19 protein-coding genes are annotated in these 17,586 nt (G+C 60.5%); 8 read left to right on the top strand and 11 right to left on the bottom strand.

What is annotated here, in order from left to right; all coding sequences use genetic code 11:
* The first annotated feature begins 151 nt into the window (after positions 1–151).
* The 5 genes from VGI36_11220 (at position 152) to VGI36_11200 (ending at position 4,667) form a co-directional block, all read left to right on the top strand.
* Entirely contained in the window at positions 152–1,132 is a 981-nt protein-coding gene (locus VGI36_11220; protein ID HEY2485714.1) for an ABC transporter permease, read from the top strand.
* Positions 1,129–2,193: an ABC transporter permease gene (locus VGI36_11215; GenBank protein HEY2485713.1), complete on the top strand. Its 1,065-nt coding sequence runs from the start codon at positions 1,129–1,131 to the stop codon at positions 2,191–2,193. The genes VGI36_11220 and VGI36_11215 overlap by 4 nt, the downstream gene beginning before the upstream one ends.
* Before the next feature lie 67 nt (positions 2,194–2,260).
* Positions 2,261–3,223, top strand: a complete 963-nt coding sequence (locus tag VGI36_11210) for an ABC transporter ATP-binding protein (protein ID HEY2485712.1) — start codon at positions 2,261–2,263, stop codon at positions 3,221–3,223.
* Complete coding sequence (locus tag VGI36_11205; GenBank protein HEY2485711.1) at positions 3,201–4,235, top strand: oligopeptide/dipeptide ABC transporter ATP-binding protein; 1,035 nt, start codon at positions 3,201–3,203, stop codon at positions 4,233–4,235. The genes VGI36_11210 and VGI36_11205 overlap by 23 nt, the downstream gene beginning before the upstream one ends.
* An 18-nt stretch (positions 4,236–4,253) precedes the next feature.
* Positions 4,254–4,667, top strand: a complete 414-nt coding sequence (locus VGI36_11200; protein HEY2485710.1) for a polymer-forming cytoskeletal protein — start codon at positions 4,254–4,256, stop codon at positions 4,665–4,667.
* Positions 4,668–4,755: 88 nt separating this feature from the next.
* Here the strand turns inward: VGI36_11200 and rplS are convergent, their stop codons facing one another.
* From rplS to trmD, 4 genes are all read right to left on the bottom strand, one after another.
* Positions 4,756–5,106 carry a 50S ribosomal protein L19 gene (gene rplS / locus VGI36_11195; protein HEY2485709.1) on the bottom strand — a complete coding sequence of 117 codons (351 nt, stop codon included), beginning with the start codon at positions 5,104–5,106 and terminating at the stop codon, positions 4,756–4,758.
* 151 nt (positions 5,107–5,257) lie between these two features.
* Positions 5,258–5,731, bottom strand: coding sequence for a hypothetical protein (locus tag VGI36_11190; protein ID HEY2485708.1), 474 nt, complete (start codon positions 5,729–5,731; stop codon positions 5,258–5,260).
* Positions 5,732–5,795: 64 nt separating this feature from the next.
* The gene (locus tag VGI36_11185; GenBank protein HEY2485707.1) at positions 5,796–6,353 is read right to left on the bottom strand and encodes an RNA methyltransferase; all 558 of its coding nucleotides are present in this window, start codon (positions 6,351–6,353) and stop codon (positions 5,796–5,798) included.
* Entirely contained in the window at positions 6,346–7,035 is a 690-nt protein-coding gene (gene trmD, locus VGI36_11180; GenBank protein ID HEY2485706.1) for a tRNA (guanosine(37)-N1)-methyltransferase TrmD, read from the bottom strand. Before trmD ends, VGI36_11185 begins: the two co-directional genes overlap by 8 nt.
* A gap of 138 nt (positions 7,036–7,173) precedes the next feature.
* Between trmD and VGI36_11175 the strand changes: the two genes are divergently transcribed.
* Positions 7,174–7,740, top strand: coding sequence for a hypothetical protein (locus VGI36_11175; protein HEY2485705.1), 567 nt, complete (start codon positions 7,174–7,176; stop codon positions 7,738–7,740).
* Positions 7,741–7,752: 12 nt separating this feature from the next.
* Here VGI36_11175 and rimM read toward each other — a convergent pair whose 3' ends face one another.
* The 7 genes from rimM to VGI36_11140 all read right to left on the bottom strand — a co-directional run bounded on the left by rimM (position 7,753) and on the right by VGI36_11140 (position 13,955).
* Positions 7,753–8,337, bottom strand: a complete 585-nt coding sequence (rimM, locus tag VGI36_11170; GenBank protein HEY2485704.1) for a ribosome maturation factor RimM — start codon at positions 8,335–8,337, stop codon at positions 7,753–7,755.
* A gap of 8 nt (positions 8,338–8,345) precedes the next feature.
* Positions 8,346–8,582 (bottom strand): KH domain-containing protein, encoded by a 237-nt coding sequence (locus VGI36_11165; protein HEY2485703.1) that lies wholly within the window; start codon positions 8,580–8,582, stop codon positions 8,346–8,348.
* A gap of 46 nt (positions 8,583–8,628) precedes the next feature.
* Positions 8,629–8,865: a 30S ribosomal protein S16 gene (gene rpsP / locus VGI36_11160; protein ID HEY2485702.1), complete on the bottom strand. Its 237-nt coding sequence runs from the start codon at positions 8,863–8,865 to the stop codon at positions 8,629–8,631.
* 18 nt (positions 8,866–8,883) lie between these two features.
* Positions 8,884–10,224, bottom strand: coding sequence for a signal recognition particle protein (gene ffh, locus VGI36_11155; GenBank protein HEY2485701.1), 1,341 nt, complete (start codon positions 10,222–10,224; stop codon positions 8,884–8,886).
* Between the two features lie 1,069 nt (positions 10,225–11,293).
* Positions 11,294–12,496, bottom strand: coding sequence for a CoA transferase (locus VGI36_11150; protein ID HEY2485700.1), 1,203 nt, complete (start codon positions 12,494–12,496; stop codon positions 11,294–11,296).
* A 2-nt stretch (positions 12,497–12,498) separates the two neighbouring features.
* On the bottom strand, positions 12,499–13,704 hold the full coding sequence (locus VGI36_11145; GenBank protein HEY2485699.1) for a CoA transferase: 1,206 nt from the start codon (positions 13,702–13,704) through the stop codon (positions 12,499–12,501).
* The gene (locus tag VGI36_11140) at positions 13,701–13,955 is read right to left on the bottom strand and encodes a hypothetical protein (protein HEY2485698.1); all 255 of its coding nucleotides are present in this window, start codon (positions 13,953–13,955) and stop codon (positions 13,701–13,703) included. The genes VGI36_11145 and VGI36_11140 overlap by 4 nt, the downstream gene beginning before the upstream one ends.
* A 203-nt stretch (positions 13,956–14,158) precedes the next feature.
* On the opposite strand from VGI36_11140, the gene ileS reads away from it, so the two are divergent.
* Positions 14,159–17,017 (top strand): isoleucine--tRNA ligase, encoded by a 2,859-nt coding sequence (ileS, locus tag VGI36_11135; protein ID HEY2485697.1) that lies wholly within the window; start codon positions 14,159–14,161, stop codon positions 17,015–17,017.
* Complete coding sequence (gene lspA / locus VGI36_11130; protein HEY2485696.1) at positions 17,010–17,540, top strand: signal peptidase II; 531 nt, start codon at positions 17,010–17,012, stop codon at positions 17,538–17,540. Before ileS ends, lspA begins: the two co-directional genes overlap by 8 nt.
* Positions 17,541–17,586: the final 46 nt, after the last annotated feature.

Raw genomic sequence — 17,586 nt, 5'->3', positions numbered from 1 at the left:
CATCGTCGAAACCGTGCGACAAATCCGCTACCACGCCTGGGTCAACACCCTGGAGAACTATCAGCCGACCGTATGGGGTACCTACAAGCCCGAATGGATTCAGTTCAAATCGCAATGAGTTGTGATCCTAAGCGGGATTGGTAGCGCGCCGATGGGACGGTTTCTGATACGCAGACTGATCAACATGGTCCCGTTGCTGATTGGGATCACCTTCCTGTCATTTCTCGTGATGTCGCTGGTGCCTGGCGATTTTTTCTCCAGCTTGAAGATGAATCCGCAGATCTCGCCCCTGGTGATCAAGCAGATGGAGGCGCAGTTCGGCCTCGATCGGCCCTTGCTGGTGCGCTACCTCAAGTGGCTCTGGGCGGTGCTGCACCTCGACCTGGGCGTCTCCCTCGCCTACCACGTCGACGTCACCTCGCTGATCGCGATGCGCGCACTCAACACCATCATCCTCTCGGCCAGCTCGATGTTGTTCTCGTGGGTGCTCGCGATCCCGATTGGCATCGTGGTGGCGGTGAACCAGAACTCAATTTGGGATCGCATCCTGTCGTTCCTCGCGTTCTTCGGCATGTCGCTGCCGAACTTTTTTCTCGCCTTCCTGATGATGTATTTTGCGCTACAGACCGGATGGTTTCCGATTGGCGGTACGTACTCGGTTGACTACGCGACCCTCGATTTCTGGAATCGGATCGCGGATCGCATCAATCACCTGATCCTGCCCGTGTTCGTCCTGGGCGTGGCCGGCATGGCGAGCCTCATGCGCCTGATGCGATCCCAGATTCTGGAAATCAAGAACTCGGAGTTCGTTCGTACCGCGCGCGCCAAAGGACTCCCCGAGCGCATGGTGATTTACAAGCATGTGCTGCGCAATGCGCTTAACCCGTTCGTGACCATGGCCGGCTACTCGCTCGGCGACCTGCTCGGCGGCGCGGCTCTGGTCGAAGCGGTCATGAACCTGCAAGGTCTCGGGCTGCTACTACTCGACGCCGTTCGCTCGCTCGACATCTACCTGGTGATGGGCTCCGTGCTGATGGGGACAGTGCTGCTGCTGGCCGGCAACCTGCTCGCGGACATCGCGTTGGTGGTCGTCGACCCGCGGGTAGATTTTTCCTCGATGACGGCGCAATGAACGCACCGCTCGCGACCCCGACGCAATCCATCGAGCTTGCCTTAGCGTGGCGGCGAGAGTGGCGGTATTCGTCGTGGACCGTGCGCTTCTCGGCCTTGTGCCTGATGATCTTTTATCTGTTCGCCCTGCTCTCGTCGTTCTTCGCGCCCTATGACCCCACGTTCCAGAACCGCGCGATGCCGGATTCTCCGCCGATGCGGGTTCATATCGCGGCCCCGGCCGACTGGTCGCAGGGCTTTTTGTATACCTTTCCGTTGATCATGGTTGATCGCGTGGAGCGCCGCTACGCGCCCCAGAAATCGCGCCGGATATTTATCCGCCTGTTTCACGCGGGCCACTTGTTCACCACCGATTCCCCCAAAGAACCTTTCTTTCTCATGGGTAGCGACGGTATCGGGCGCGACCTTTTCTCGCGGATCGTCTACGGAGCGCGGGTGAGCATGTTCGTCGGGCTGATTGGGGTGTTGATCAGCTTTTCACTGGGAATCACCATCGGCGCGTTGTCGGGTTACGTGGGCGGGCTGGTCGACAACCTGATCATGCGCTGGTCGGAAATCGAGATGTCTTTGCCGTCATTCTATTTTCTGCTCGCGCTGGCGGCGATAATCCCGGCCGGGCTCAGCACCGTGGTAACATTTTTCTTGATCGTCGCAATCATGAGTTTCATCAGCTGGGCGGGGTTTGCGCGCATCATCCGGGGAATGGCGGCCTCGGTTCGCGGATTGCCCTACGTTGAAGCAGCGCGCGCACTGGGGGGTTCACGTTGGCGCATCATCCGTAGCCACGTGATTCCTTCGGTGATGGGCTATGCAATCGTGGCGGCCACGCTCTCGATACCGGGGTTCATACTCGGGGAGAGCGCCCTGTCGCTGCTGGGCCTCGGAATCCAGGAGCCGGCGTCGTCGTGGGGAAACCTGCTGGCAGCGGCCGAAGACGTGCAGAACCTGCGGCACTATCCGTGGATTCTGATCCCCGGGGTCTTCATTTTTCTGGCGGTGATGTCGTTTAATTTCCTGGGCGATCATTTGCGCGATCGTCTGGATCCCGCAAATGCGCGCTAAAGGACGACAGCGCGTTCCTCCAACCATCTGGTTCGCGCCATCTTTGCGATGCTAGCCTTGAGGTGACGTGACGCCCCTGCTCGAAGTCAAATCACTTTGCACCTCGTTTCTCACCGATGCAGGTGAAGTTCGCGCGGTGGATCACGTGAGCTTTTCGGTCGAAGCCGGGAAGCTGATGGGACTGGTGGGGGAGTCAGGCTCCGGCAAGACCGCGACCGTGCTCTCGATCATGCGGCTGCTGCCCGAAGCGGCTCGAATCACCGACGGGGAGATCCTGTTTGAGGGCAAGGATCTCCTGACCCTGCCCGAACCCGAAATGCGTGCGATTCGCGGTGCACGGATCGCGATGATCTTCCAGGAGCCGATGACCTCTCTCAATCCGGTTTTCACGATCGGCAGCCAGGTCGGCGAGGCCGTGCGACTTCATCAGCGCACCAAGCGGCGCGAGACACGTGACCGCGTGATCGAAGCGCTGCGTCTGGTGGGAATCGCGGATCCCGAACGACGCATCAACGACTACCCGCATCAGCTTTCCGGGGGGATGCGCCAGCGGGTCATGATTGCGATGGCGCTGTCGTGCAACCCGCGGCTACTCATTGCGGACGAACCCACGACGGCGCTCGATGTCACGATCCAGGCTCAGATTCTGGACCTCATCCGCGAGCTGCAGGAGCGGCTTAGGCTCGCGGTGATCCTGGTCACCCACGATCTCGGAATCGTCAGCGAATATGCCGACGACGTGACCATCCTGTACGCGGCGCGCGTCATGGAGCAGACCAGCGCGTCAGAGCTGTTCCGCAATCCCCTGAACCCCTACACCAAAGGCTTGCTTGGCTCGATTCCGGGCATCGACGGCAAGCCGCGGCGACGACTGCAGGCGATTCCCGGCATAATCCCCAGCGCCTTGAAGCCGCCCGCAGGATGCAGATTCCACCCGCGCTGCCCGATCGCAGTCGCCCAATGTTCCGCCGCCGATCCTCCCCTTCAGGAGAAAGCCCCCAGTCACTATGTCGCTTGTATTCGGGTCTGAAAACTCAGGCGCCCACGCGCCCGGTCCGGCCGAAGGTGGCGAGCCGCTGGTCCGAGTTGACGGTATTTGGAAGGAGTTCCGGGCGCGCAGCGATGGCCTGTTGTCGCGCGCCCGGCTGACGGTCAAGGCGGTCTCAGGTGTCAATCTCGAGATTTATCGAGGTGAGACGCTCGGGCTCGTCGGGGAATCCGGCTCCGGCAAATCGACCCTCGGGCGGCTCATCCTGCGTTTGATGGATCCGACGCGGGGGACGGTCTGGTTTGACGGGCGAGATCTTTCGACGCTCTCGCGCAGCGAACTGCGAGCGTTGCGACGAGACATGCAACTGGTATTTCAAGATCCATATGCATCGTTGAATCCGCGCATGAAAGTGCGGGCGATAGTCGGCGAAGGAATTGAGATTCACAATCTTGCGCGTGGGCGCGAGAAGGAAGAACGAATCGTTCAGCTCCTGGAAATGGTAGGTATGGGAGCCGACGCGATGAATCGGTATCCGCACGAATTTTCGGGAGGTCAGCGCCAGCGTATCGGCATCGCACGGGCGCTCGCGGTAAGTCCGCGATTCCTGGTGCTGGATGAGCCAGTGTCGGCGCTCGACGTGTCGATCCAGGCACAGATCATCAACCTGCTGCAGGATCTCCAGGAGCGACTCCACCTGACCTACCTCTTTATCGCTCACGACTTGCGCGTGGTCGAGCACATCAGCCGCCGGGTCGCGATAATGTACCTGGGCAAGATTGTTGAGCTTGCTTCACGCGAGCAGATCTACACAAACCCGCGCCATCCTTACACTAGGGCTCTGCTGTCAGCGATTCCGACAATCGATCCGGCCTCCAAACCGGAGCGCATCAAGCTGCCGGGCGAGATGCCCAGTCCGGTCGATCCGCCCCCCGGGTGTGCCTTTAATCCGCGGTGTCCCTACGCCGAAGATCGTTGTAGAGTAAAAGAACCAGCGCTCGAGACGGGACACGGCTCGCACTGGGTTGCCTGTCATGTGTTCCCTGCGCAATAGCTTTAAGTTGGTTTTGTGATGGATCGTACCGGCCATCTAGGGACTCACGGCGTCCCGCAAGGCGCGCCCGGCAGTCCCGAAGCGCCTGCCAGTTCATGGGTGGAGGAGCGCACCCGGGTCGCGGTGGGGCGGAACATCAACGTTTCCGGTCGGCTGATTTTCCACGAGCCGGTCAGAATTGAGGGAAGATTTCGGGGCGAGGTTTCCTCGGCAGCGCTGGTCGTGATCAGCGAAGAGGGCACTATAGAAGGCAAGGTGCGCGCGCCACGCCTGCTCATCATGGGGGAGTTGCGGGGTGACGTGGTCGAATCAAAACTCGTTGTGCTGGGGCCGCGTGCACGCGTTCACGGCAATATCGAGGCCGAGAAGTTCGCGATCAACGAGGGTGCCCACTTCTATGGCCATGTTCAGATGACGAACCGGGCCAAGTAGACGATCCACCCAATCTTATCCGTGCTTGCGATTGACCGACCGTACGGGCGAGCCAGTCCTGCACGGGCCGGGCAGAATTGAGTCGACCCTACTCGTGGGTGATGGTGTCGAGACGCGCTGCTTTGCCTTGACGCTTGCGCAGATAGTAGAGGCGGGCGCGACGAACGCGGCCGTGGCTCAGTACCTGGATCTTCTCCAGACGCTGCGAGTGTACTGGGAAGATTCTCTCGACTCCAACCCCGTAGGAAACCTTGCGCACCGTAAACGTGGCGCGATTGCCGCCCCGGTTGATTCGGATGACAACCCCTTCGAACGACTGAATGCGCTCCTTTTCGCCCTCACGAACCTTAACCTGGAGGCGCACGGTATCGCCGACGCGAAATGCAGGGAGATCGGAACGCAAAACGCGGTCTTCGAGCTTCTTAATGACACTATTCATGAAAATATTCGGACCCGTTGACTCGGTCGGCTCCTTTTCCGCTTCCGCATAAAGGCGCGGTGGAAAAGCGCTCGCGCAGGGGTCGAGTGCAAGAAGCTACCCAAAGGCGCCGGCCGACACAAGCGAGCACCGGGACCTTAAGCTTTACCAATCACACCGTATCGGGGCCGGGTACGGGCTGCCGAGGGGGCTCAGGGGCAGGCCGCTGCCGCCGACATGGATAGCGAAGCGGCCGACCGCCTTCGCGTGCCGGATCCAGAGTCGTTTCCCAGGTCGCGTTACCCCCGGTTGTCCAGCATTCGACCGGATCTCCTGCGCAGCGGAACTTCAATACCTGACCTTGATTGGTCGGAGGCGGATCGCCACCCGGGGCGCGTCTTTCCTCGCAATCCGTGCCATATTCGGAGCGTGCACAATGCACGCGATCGACGATCGGCTTGATGTCCGCGCCCTGGATGACCTGTTCGAAATCGCAGGAGGGAAGGTCGGCCTGCGTGCACACCAGTTCGCGGCAGTTGGCAACCACGGCGCCGACCGGATTGGGGACCGTGAGCGAAGGCGAAGGCTGTACGGGAGGTCCAAGCGGCTCCTTGAGCGCACAGCCGAAGGTAGCCAACAACAGCATCGCAGCAACCATCACCCAACTGGAACAACGCAGGCACCGTTGGCATCTCATCGCGGCCCCCCACCTAATCTCCGCGCAGGCGTTCCAGAATTATCGCACCCGCGGCTCGCACCGATAGATGGTTATAGTCACCTACCCCGCGAATCGCTTGGGCCTGTAAATCCGAGCGCTGTGCCACCTCGGGCGCCAATCCGAAGCCGGTTCCGAGCAGGATGAGTAAAGGCCGTGAATCGGGCTCCCGCATCCGCTCGCGGAGCTGCGCGAAGCTTACCCCCATCTGCGTGCGCGCCGAAGTATGCACGACCAGCGGACGTGCGCCGGCGAGATGCTCGACAGCTGTGAGAGCATCGTCGAGATCGGGTACGATGCGTACCAGCTCAAGGGCCTCACGCCGGCGCCCGTCGAAGGCGCGCCCGAAGTCGAATTTCCAATGGTCAATCACGGTCGCGGCAAACTGGCGCTGCTCGGCCACCGGGTGCACGATGAAGAATGCGCGTACCCCGAAAGTGCATGCCGAGCGGGCCAGGTCATGAATGTCGAGGCTGGTGATTGCCGAGGTGACAATGCGGCCGTTCCGATCGACCACCGGATGGTGAACGAGTGCAAGAAAGAGATCAGCCACGTGGGGATTTGCGCGACAAATCGGGGCGTCGCCGAGCCGTGCGCTTTTCGGCCTCGGCCCGGCGCCACTCGCGTACCTTGCCATGGTCGCCGCTGAGTAGTACTTCGGGTACCCGCATGCCGCGAAACTCCTCGGGACGCGTGTATTGGGGATACTCGAGCGTGCCCGCTGCGAACGACTCTTCTGTGAGCGAGTCCGAGTTGCCAAGTACTCCCGGAATTAGCCTGCCCACCGCTTCAATTACCACCATCGCGGGGAGCTCGCCCCCACTCAACACGTAGTCGCCGATCGAAATCTCCTGATCGACCAGCGATCGCACGCGTTCATCGATACCTTCATAGCGCCCGGCGAGCAGCAGCAAGCCTCGGGGCTTGGCCACCAGCTCGCGCGCCAACTCGTGGCGAAAGACCTCCCCTTGCGGAGTCATCAGGACTTTCCAGAGACCGGGATGCTGGTTGGTTACATCGTCAATAGCAGCCGCAAGTGGTTCCGGCCGCATGACCATTCCGCTGCCGCCGCCATACGGTGCGTCATCCACTTGCCGGTAACTACCGAGACCGAATGGGCGCAAAGGATGGACCCTTAGCTGAATTAATCCCTGCTCGACCGCGCGGCCAATCATTCCACCGCGAAACGGTGATTCGAACATCTCCGGGAACAGCGTGATTACGTGAAATTCCATTGGACCAGGGCCGGAGCGAGCTCTGCTTTACAATTTATAAAGGTGCGCCGAGAAGAACCAGACATACCGCGCAGAGGCAGGGCTCTTGCAGCCGTGCTTTTTCGAATGATAGTTAGCTGCTCAACTCGGAGGATAACGATGACCCCGTCGAGCAGGCTTCTGACACTCGGAACCACCGCCATGATCGCGATCGCAATCGCGGTCTCGGCCTCGTCACTGCGCGGGCAAGAAGCCGCCGCCGATCCCGCTCTGATCGCGGCAGCACAGAAGGCATTCAAGGCGATCGCGGACGGCGATGTCGAGGCTCTGAAGCCGCTGGTGGAGAAGAAGTACGCCAAGAAGCTCACTGCCGAAGAGCTGCGCCCCCCCCAGACCGGCCCCAAGGTCACGGTGGCCTATGATGGCAACGTCAGAGTGATGCGCGCCGATGATCGGAAAGCGGTCGTGCAAGCGAACATGTTCACGCCGTCATCCAACGACATACCCAAGGGTGAGGGGAGCAAGCTCACGCTGTTCATGGTGAAGGAAAGAGAGGGCTGGGTGGTTGACGCGCCTGGCAAAAGAGAGGCGGACGACGACGCGACCATCAAAGGCGGATGGTACCATCCGGGGTCGTTCACCTTCTGTCCGAACCAGGGCCTCGAATATCTCGGCAGTCACTTCAGTAACAAGCTGAACTGTCAATCGACCGTGATCTGCAAGTAGCGATCAGGGAAATCAGTCCTCCATCAGCCCAGGCACCGACTCGATCACCACGCGGCGCGAGTCGAGCTCTATCGATTTGACGATATCCTCGATAACGGGGACGAGAATTTCGCGCCCCTCCCCCCGCACCACCATCACGTCATTAGCACCGTTGGAGAAGACCTCGGTAATAGTTCCCAGCCGGGTATGGTCGGTCAGGAACACTTCGCACCCGATCGCCTGAAAATAGTAGAACTCGTGCGGCTTGGTAGGGGGCAGGCTGGCGCGCGAAACCATCACGATGCCGCCCTTGAGCGCCTCGGCCGCGTTCGCATCTGCAATACCGGCCAGTTCAATTTTCAGCCTGCCGCGGCCAGCAGGAGCGGCTGTGAGGAGTTGGTATTCGCGGGATTGGCCGCCAGTCTGGATCGTGATCGTTTTGAGAGTGGAGAATGACTCGGATTCGGGATTGTCCGGGCGGCAGCTGAGCGCGCCACGTAGTCCATGAATCCCGGCGATTCGGCCTATGCGCACCAGGTCTCGCGATGGCTCCGAGGGGTTAGCATTCGCAAACCGCCCCGGGGCCGGATCCCGCGTCGGCCGAGTGATACGCGGCATCGGCCGACTTACTTCTCTTCGATTATTTCGAGAACCACCTTACGGCTGGTGCGCGACGCGACCGCGTTAAGGATGGTCCGAATCGATTTCGCGGTCCGCCCTTGTTTGCCGATCACACGGCCTAGGTCTTCTTTGGCTACTCGCAGTTCGAGCACCGAGGCAGTGTCGCCCTGAGTTTCCTTGACCTCGACCGCGTCCGGGTTGTTCACCAGTTGTTGCGCCAGGAACTGAACGAGCTCCTTCATGGTTGGCTCCGTTGCAGCGGGTCGCGTCGGGCGGAGACCGTTGCGGTTAAGATGCCTGCTTGATGAGCTTCCTCACCGTCTCGCTCGGTTTCGCGCCGGCCTTGAGCCAGCGCTCAGTGGGGTCCTTCTTGAGCGTTACCCGCGGCGGGTCAAACGCGGGATCGTAGGTGCCGATCTGATCGACGAAGCGACCGTCGCGAGGTGAGCGCGAATCGGCAACGACGATTCTGAAAAACGGCCTTTTCTTGCTACCGTGGCGGCGCAGCCTGATTACCAGTGCCATTGATTCTCCTTCCCTATTCTAGCGCCCAAAGCCAAGTCCGCGCATCATCGCCTTACCGGCACCCATGCGCGTGATTTTCTTCATGACTTTGCGGGTTTGGTCAAATTGCTTCAGAAATCGGTTGACATCCTGCACGGACGTTCCGCTGCCAGCGGCAATTCGGACGCGGCGACGACCGTTCAATATGAGATGATTTTCCCGCTCTTGCCGTGTCATAGAATCAATAATCGCCTGTATCCGCCGCAACTCAGTACGGGCCTCTTCGGAATCCGCCTCCCCCGCGAGTTTCTTCAACCCTGGAATCATTCCGATAAGGTCGCCGAGGGATCCCATCTTGCGAATTGCTTTTATCTGCTCGGCAAAATCGGTGATGGTGAATTCGTTTTTCTTGAATTTGCGCTCGAGTTCCTTGGCCTTGGCCTGATCGTAGTTGGTTTGGGCTTTTTCGATCAGCGTCAAGACGTCGCCCATCCCGAGTACCCGCGAAGTCAAGCGGTCGGGATAGAAGACTTCAAATGCATCGAGTTTTTCGCCGGTTCCGGCAAAGAGTATCGGCGCACCCGTCACCGAGCTGACCGACAACGCCGCCCCGCCGCGTGCATCGGAATCGAGCTTGGTCAAAATTACGCCGGAAACCTTGAGTCGGTCGTGAAAGCCTGCAGCGACATTGGCGGCTTCCTGGCCCGTCATGGCATCCGCGACGAAGACAATATGGTGGGGATTGAGCGCGGCCTTGAGCCGCTGCAATTCGTCCATCAACTCGTCGTCGATCTGCAGCCGCCCTGCGGTATCGACCAGGACCGCGTCATGTCCTCCGGCCTCGGCGCGCGCGAGCGTGCGAGTCGCGATCTCGATCGGATCTTGATCTTCGCGGCTCTCGACCACCGGCACGTCGATCTGCTTGCCAAGAACGCGCAATTGTTCCATCGCGGCGGGACGATAAACGTCAGTAGAGGCGATGAGCGGGTGACGTTTGCGGCTCGCCTTGAGCCACAGTGCGAGCTTGGCCAGAGAAGTGGTTTTGCCCGAGCCCTGGAGTCCAACCACCATTATCTTGACGGGCGGCTTGACCTTGAGGTCGAGTTCACGAGCTTGACCGCCCATCGCGCGGGTCAGTTCGTCCGCGACGAACTTGATGAGGTGTTGTTCGGGGGTGAGGGAGCGCAGGACCTCCTGTCCCAGCGCCTTCTTCCTAACGTGGTCTACGAAGTCGCGGACGACTCTGATGTTGACGTCGGCTTCGAGCAGGGCGAGGCGCACCTCACGGAGCGCATCTTCGATGTTGCGCTCGGTGATCCGGCCTTGCCCCCGAAGCTTTTTGAAGACGCCTTCGAGTCGATCGCTGAGCGTGTCGAACATAAATCAGATGCTTGGAAAGCAGGTAGAAGAATGCGGTCGCAATTATCGAATGCTGGTTAAGTGTAGCAAACCGCAGAGGTTAGGCCAGCGCCCAATCTCAGTCAATTGCGGGCGGCACCAGTTCCGGATTGCGCTCACACTAAAGAGCCCGCGCTGCGGAGCCGAGAGAGGGTGGTTTCTCTGTTTGCTCGGATCACCATTTTTGCGGCGAACGCACGAGCGCGCAGGACACCGCGCGTCACGGCCCCAATTCCGTCCGCAATCTGTCCCCGCCAAAATCGCTTCAGACGTTCAGGGCGACCCTCGTAGCGGGCCTATCTTCGCGCGCATCGGTCGCCCAGAACGTCAAAAGGATCCGTGGCCTCTGTCCGCCGGATGTGGAAGGTGAAGTAAACCAATCTATCGAGTGACGACCATGCACAACCAGCTTCAGCGAGTGCCATCGCGGCGTACAGAAAAACCCTGCGCAGTTCGGCGAACTGCTTTGGCGTGCTATGTGGTGGGCGCTCCTATTTTGGAGCGCCGGGACGAGTAGCGGATTAGCCGGTAGCGTGGTTCAGATAACTTGCAATCACCAATGCTATCACCACGAGCCCGGATCCTAAGACGGCGAATACAGCCATCTTTGCCATGCTGCCCATCGGTGAACCTCCCCTTGAAGAGCGGGTGGCAACCGCTCCTCGAGTGCACTGAAGTCATTATCAGTGCTTATCTGATAAATCAGCTACGCCTATGATCGAGAAAATGCAATATAGGCGGTCACCCGAAAAATACCTTCTAAAATCAACGCCTTAGGGCAATTACTTGTGCGGCGTTCACAGACAATGAACCTGGGTCAACGCCTCAAGCGAGCAACGTCCTCTGTGGAATATCAGACCGTGAGCCACACGGAAAAAGGAGTGCGATGGCGGGCGTCGACTGGGTGAACCAAGCCTCCCCGTTGGCGGTCACCGGAGTGTTCCCGCTGTCTTAGGTGGATGCAGGGTTCAGAGGCGGGAATGAGCTTCGCCCAAGCAACTGCGGCCCAGAGAACCCGACGAGCAAAGCGGGCTCCCTTGCGACGCCAATGTCAGGGCCACACCACTCCGGCTTTAAGCAGCTCCTCGCGTTCGGCGCGGCTAAAACCGAGAATCTCCCCTAACACGTAGTCGCCGTTTTCGCCCACTTCCGGGCCAGCGCAGCGAATCGCGCCCGACCCGCTGGAAATTCTGAACGGGATACCCGTCACCTGGGTGGTCTTGTCGCTGACCGATTTGACGGTTGGCCAAAAACCACGCGCCTTCAGCTGGGGGTCACGCTGGCAGAGGTCGGCTCCGTTGGCCACCAACCCGGCGGCCACCTGCGCAGCTTGCAAAATCGTCATTACGTCTTCAGCGCTACGCTCCATCGTCCACCGCGTCAGGTACGAATCGAGATCCTCGCGGTTGCGCATCCGCAAGTACAAGGTGCGGAATTTCGGATCGTCTGCCCAGGCGGGATTTCCCAGAGCCCGCACCAGACGCTCCCATTCGGGTTGCGAGCGCACCGAGATGGCGACCCAGCGGTCGTTGTCTTGCTCGCGCGCTCTGCATCTATACACGCCATGCGGTGCGGATGGGCCTTCCTGCGAGGTGTAACCGAAGGGCTCTTGGACGCGGTTGTTGACGCTGATGTCCATCAGCGAGGTGCCGATGACTGAAGTCACTGCTTCGAACTGCGACAAGTCGACAAATTGGCCGCGCCCGGTGCGCTTGCGGTTCCAGAGCGCGATGAGAGCCGCGAGAGCACCCGAATACCCGCCGCACATGTCGGCGTAGGAGTAGCCGTAGCCCGCGGGCTCACCGCTGTTGTCGGCCATCAGGGTGGTGTAGCCGGAGAGCGCCTGGAGAGTGGGTCCGTAACTGACATAGCTCGAGCGCGGACCCGTGTGGCCGAGACCCGACATGCTTATGCAGATGATGTCGGGTTTCACCGCCCGCAGGCTTTGGTAGTCCATTCCCCAGGTGCGCATCACGCGGGCGGAGAAATTGTCCATCACCAAATCGCTCTTGGCAGCGAGCATCCGGGCAATTTCGACGCCGCGTGGCTCGGCCATATTGAGAGCCAGCGAAATCTTGTTGCGATGCAGATCGCACTGCAAGCCGACCTTGCGATTTCCCAGCGGCGGCGGAATCTTACGTTCGATCTTTACGACTTGCGCGCCGTGATCCCCCAGAATACGAGTCGCGACCGGACCTGCGACTACCCAGGTGAAATCCAGAACGCGGATGCCTTCCAGCGGGAGCCCGGCCACGGCTAGATAACCCCTTCGCTCGCAAGCACGGCGATTTCCGCGGAATCGATGCCCAGCTCATCGCGCAAAATAGCGGCGCTGTGTTCACCGGTTAGGGGTGGACGTCGATAGACGCGCCAGGGGGTGGCGTTAAAGAGATACGGCGCGCCCGGATAGCGGAAGCTGCGGCCGAGTTCAGGGTGTTCAACCTCGGCAAAGAAGCCGCGCGCAGAGAGTTGTTCATCGTCGAACAACGCCTCCGGCCGTCGAACTATCGCGTAGGGCTGGCGCAAAAGCTGTGCGCGCTCGAGCAATTCGTCGCGACCATAGTCCTTGACCCACTCATCGAGTACGTCGAACAAATGCTCGGCCTTGAGGAAGCGGTGCATGACCTGTTCGTATTCGGGATCGGTTAGGTCGGCCGCCTTGCCGTCCGACTTGACCCATTCGATGAGCGAGGTCCAGTCGCCCAGCGTGCAGTGCATGATGTAGCCGTCGCGGCATTTGCCGACGCGAAAAAAGCGGCTCCAGTGCAGCGTGCCGCGACGGGGTTCGCTGAGGTGGTTTTCAAAGTAGCTACCCGCGACGTGTTCGACGGCAGACGCGGTCGCTTCCTGCATCGACAGATCAATCCAAGCGCCTGCGCCGGATTTGTCCCGCGCGAACAGCGCGCTCAGGGCGGCGATCGCACCATAGTACGACGCCGAGTGATAAGCCTGCAGTCCAAGCGGGCGCACCGGAGCGTGGCCCGGGAAGCCGTTGACGTAAAGCATCCCCGACAGCGCGGTGAGAACCGTGTCATCGGCGGCGAAATCCCGATAGGGCCCGGTCTGCCCGAAAGGGGCGACCGAGAGCAGGATCAGGGCGGGGTTGAGTTGACCCAGGTCATCCCATCCGAGATTCATCGAAGCGAGGTGACCGGGGTTGAAGCTCTCGATGACAATATCCGCGGAGGTAGCGAGTTGGCGAAACAACTCCACGCCACGCGGTCGCGTGAGATCAAGGGTCAGGGATCGTTTGTTGAGATTGTAAAACCAGAAGAACAGACTGCGGTCGCGATGCGACTCGTCATTTACAAACGGGCCAATGGTACGGGCGGGGTCCCCACCCGGCGCTTCGATTTTGATCACATCGGCTCCCATGTCGGCGAGCAGCCGTCCAGCGAGCTGAGCCCGATAGGTGCTCAGGTCGAGAACGCGCAGTCCTGCCAGGGCTCCGGGATCGTTCACTTGCCCGGTTTCCGGGGGGCTCTGTCGAGGAGGTCGATGGCGAACGGGCTTAGGTCCAGGGTCGGGGGAATTTGCTCGAGGACTTCGCTCTTCGGCCCGGTCCGTTTGCCGCCGCGTACGCGGATGGTCTCAAAGGTTTGCGGATTGACCCATCGAACGCCCAGGACGGCGGGCTTGGCCTGCCCGTCTTCGTCAGTGGGCTCGACCGCCGATCCTTCTTTATCGAAGAGAGTGACTTTTCGCAGGGACATCGCGTTACGCTCGCAAGCAGCGATGATACGAAGGCGTGGCAGCCAATTCAAACCGCAGCGTGCGCGGTTGGAGAGTAACAGGCACGTGCAAGGCGCCTCCACTCGCGCGCATTGCGGGCGTAGGTTAGTCTGGAAAGACTTGAGTCATACCAACATTCGGAGGAGCTAGGCCGGCGCCCAGCGAACGTCGGCATTCTTGGTCCGTGGCTGCAACCGACTACAAATCGACCCTTGCTTTGCCAAAAACCGCCTTTCCGATGAAGGCCAATCTACCCAAGCGGGAGCCCGAAACCCTCAAGCGCTGGGACGAAATGGACCTCTATGCACGCCTCATCGAGACGCGCGAGAACAATCCGACCTGGGTTCTCCACGACGGTCCCCCTTATGCCAATGGGCGCGTGCATCTAGGTACCGCGCTCAACAAGATCCTTAAGGACTTCGTGGTGCGGTCGCGTTCGATGCTCGGTTATCGAACCCCCTTCGTTCCGGGGTGGGACTGCCATGGCATGCCCATCGAGTACAAGGTGTCGCGCGAGCTTGGCGAGCAGGTGCGCACCATGAGCAAGCTCGAGTTGCGCAAGCGATGCCGCGCCGAGGCCGAGAAATGGCTCGCCCTGCAGCGCGGCGATTTTCGCCGGCTTGGATGCATCGCCGACTGGAACCACCCGTATCTGACGATGGCGCCCGAGTACGATGCGACCGAAATTGCGGTGCTGCGCGCGATGGTGGAGGGCGGCTATGTCTATCGCGGCAAGCGGCCCGTGCTGTGGTGCTTCCAGGATCGCACCGGTCTGGCCGAAGCCGAGGTCGAGTACGAAGACCACCTTTCGCCGTCAATCTATGTCGCATTTGCGCTGAACTCGAACCTGACCGATGCGGGGGCGCTGGCCAACGAGCCCACGCAAGGTGCGGAACTTGCGGCCGCGCATCGCAGCGGCCGTCTCTTTGCGGTCATCTGGACCACCACGCCCTGGACGTTGCCCGCCAACCTCGGAATCTGCCTGAACGAGACCTTCGAATACGTCGCACTCGAAGCGAGCGGGTTTTATTACATCGTCGCCGCGCGGCTCGCTGAGGCGTTTCAGAAGGAGTGCGACCTGCGAGTCGGCAAACGCATCGCGCTCCGACGCGCGGCACTCAAGGCTCTTGATGGCCACGACGTGTTTCGGCATCCCTTCCTGGCGCGCGACGTGAAGCTGATGTACGGCGAGCACGTAACCGGCGATGCGGGTACCGGCCTCGTGCACACCGCACCCGGTCACGGTTACGAGGACTTCGTGATCGGCTCGCAATACGGCCTGGCGCCCTATACGCCGGTCGACGACCAGGGAAGGTTCACCAAAGACGCGGGCGAGTGGCAGGGCCGCAATGTCTTTGAGGCCAACGATTCGATTGTTGCAAAGCTGCGCGAAGTGGGCGCTTTGGTCGCGGCGCGGAAGGTTTCGCACCAGTACCCGCACTGCTGGCGATGTCATCAGCCGCTTATCTTTCGCGCCACCGAGCAGTGGTTTCTGCGCATCGATCACGCAGGGCTTCGCGGCAGGGTGCTAAGCGCGATCGAGAGCGCGGAATGGGTGCCGGGGTGGTCGCGCGAGCGGATTCGCAACATGACCGAGACGCGGCCCGACTGGAATCTCTCGCGTCAGCGCGCCTGGGGTGTGCCGATACCCGCGCTGAAGTGCGACCGCTGCAGCTGCGTCACGCTCGACCTCGAGGTGATGAAGATCGTCGAGCAAATTTTTGAAAAAGAGGGATCCGATGCGTGGTTCGAGCGCTCCAGCACCGATTTTGTTCCGATCGGATTCAAATGTCCCAACTGCGCCGGCACCTCATTCGAAAAGCAGGAAGACGTGCTTGACGTGTGGTTTGACTCGGGATGTTCGCAGGCGGCGGTGCTGGCCAAACGTCCCGAACTGAGATGGCCAGCCGACGCCTATCTTGAAGCGGTCGAGCAGGCGCGTGGATGGTTCGGATCGTCGCTGGCCTGCGCCGTCGCAGTGCGTGACGCCGCGCCGTTCCGCAGCGTGATCAACCACGGTCTTACCGTGGACGAAGCCGGGCGCAAGATGTCCAAGTCGCTCGGCAACTCCGAAGATGCCTCCGATGTGGCGGACCGCGTGGGCGCGGACGTCATTCGTCTCGTCTACGCCTCAATAGACTACACCAGCGAGATGGCGTTGGGTCCGACCATCTTCAACGCGGTCGCCGACGCATACAAGAAAATCCGCAACACCTGCCGCTATCTGCTTGGCAACCTCGGCGACTTCGATCCGACCCGCGACGCGCTGAAACCTGCCGAGATGTTCGAGTTCGACCGTTTCATCCTGGCGCGACTCGAACATTTGAAGGGACAGGTGCAGCGCGCATTCGAAAGCTTTGATTTCCAGGGGGCTTATCACACCCTTCTCAATTTTATCGTGGTGGACCTAAGCTCGCTCTATATAGACGTCGCCCGCGACCGCCTGTACTGCTCGGCCCACGCATCACGTGAGCGGCGCTCCGCGCAAACTGCGTTGTTCCACCTCCTCGATGCGCTGGTCCGGATGCTCGCGCCGCTTATTCCCTATACTGCAGAAGAAGTTTACGAGTATTGTCCAGCGCGTGAGAGGGAGAGCGTGCACTTGCTCGAGCTTCAGCCGGCTCATCCTGAGTGGGCCGATGCCGAAATAACGGCGCGGTGGGACGCGTTGCTGAAGATCCGCGATGAAGTGCTGCTGGAACTCGAAAACCGCCGTCGGGAGAAAGTAATTGGCGCCCCCTTGGAAGCCGAGGTGTACTTGCGGGCAGACGAGGATCTGCGCGCCGTCCTCAACCGCTATCGCGCGCAGCTAAAAGAGCTTTTCATTACTTCGGGGGTTCAGATCGGAAGCCGTGACGGCGCGGTGAGCCGGGAATTCGCCGATTCTCAGTTGAAACTTGACGGAGTGCCAATCGCGGGGCTGCAAATCGAGGCTACGCGCGCGCCAGGGATCAAATGCCAGCGGTGCTGGTGCTACTTCGACGACGGCGGACATCCGGAGCTAGATGCGCGCTGCCGTTTGGTGGTCGGCGCCAATGTCTGAGTCGGCGGTGGCGCAATTGATGATTGAGCCTCCGCGACGCCGTCGAAATCCGCTGCTGATTGTGATCGGATTGGTTACCCTTCCGGTGCTGATCTTGGACCAGGTAACCAAGCTCATCGTCAGCTCGCGGATGGAGCTGTTCGAGAGCATCGCGGTCATCCCGCACTGGGTCGACATCACCTACACGCGCAATTCGGGCGCCGCGTTCAGTATGTTCACGAATCTGCCCGGGTGGTTCCGGGGCGCCTTTTTGGCGGGACTGGCGCTGGTGGCGATAGTGGTGTTGATCGTGCTGATTGCACGTAGCGACGGACTGACGCTGACCACCCTGGCCTTCGCCCTGATACTGGCGGGTGCGAGCGGGAATCTGATCGACCGTGGCCTGCGCGGTCAAGTCGTCGATTTTGTGCGTGTCCACTATTACGAATGGAATTATCCAATCTTCAACGTCGCCGACAGTGCGATCACCATTGGGGTTACTCTGATTGTCCTGAGCTCACTGCGAAGCCCGAAAAAAGATTGACCTCAGGCGTGGCGGAGGGCTGCGTTTGACGACTTCGACCGCGCGG

The organism is Candidatus Binataceae bacterium (genome assembly GCA_036495685.1).
In the GTDB taxonomy this organism is placed as follows: Bacteria; Desulfobacterota; Binatia; order Binatales; family Binataceae; genus JAFAHS01.
The sequence above is the reverse complement of the archived record's forward strand: the minus strand, read 5'-3'. Positions and strand labels throughout refer to the sequence as shown.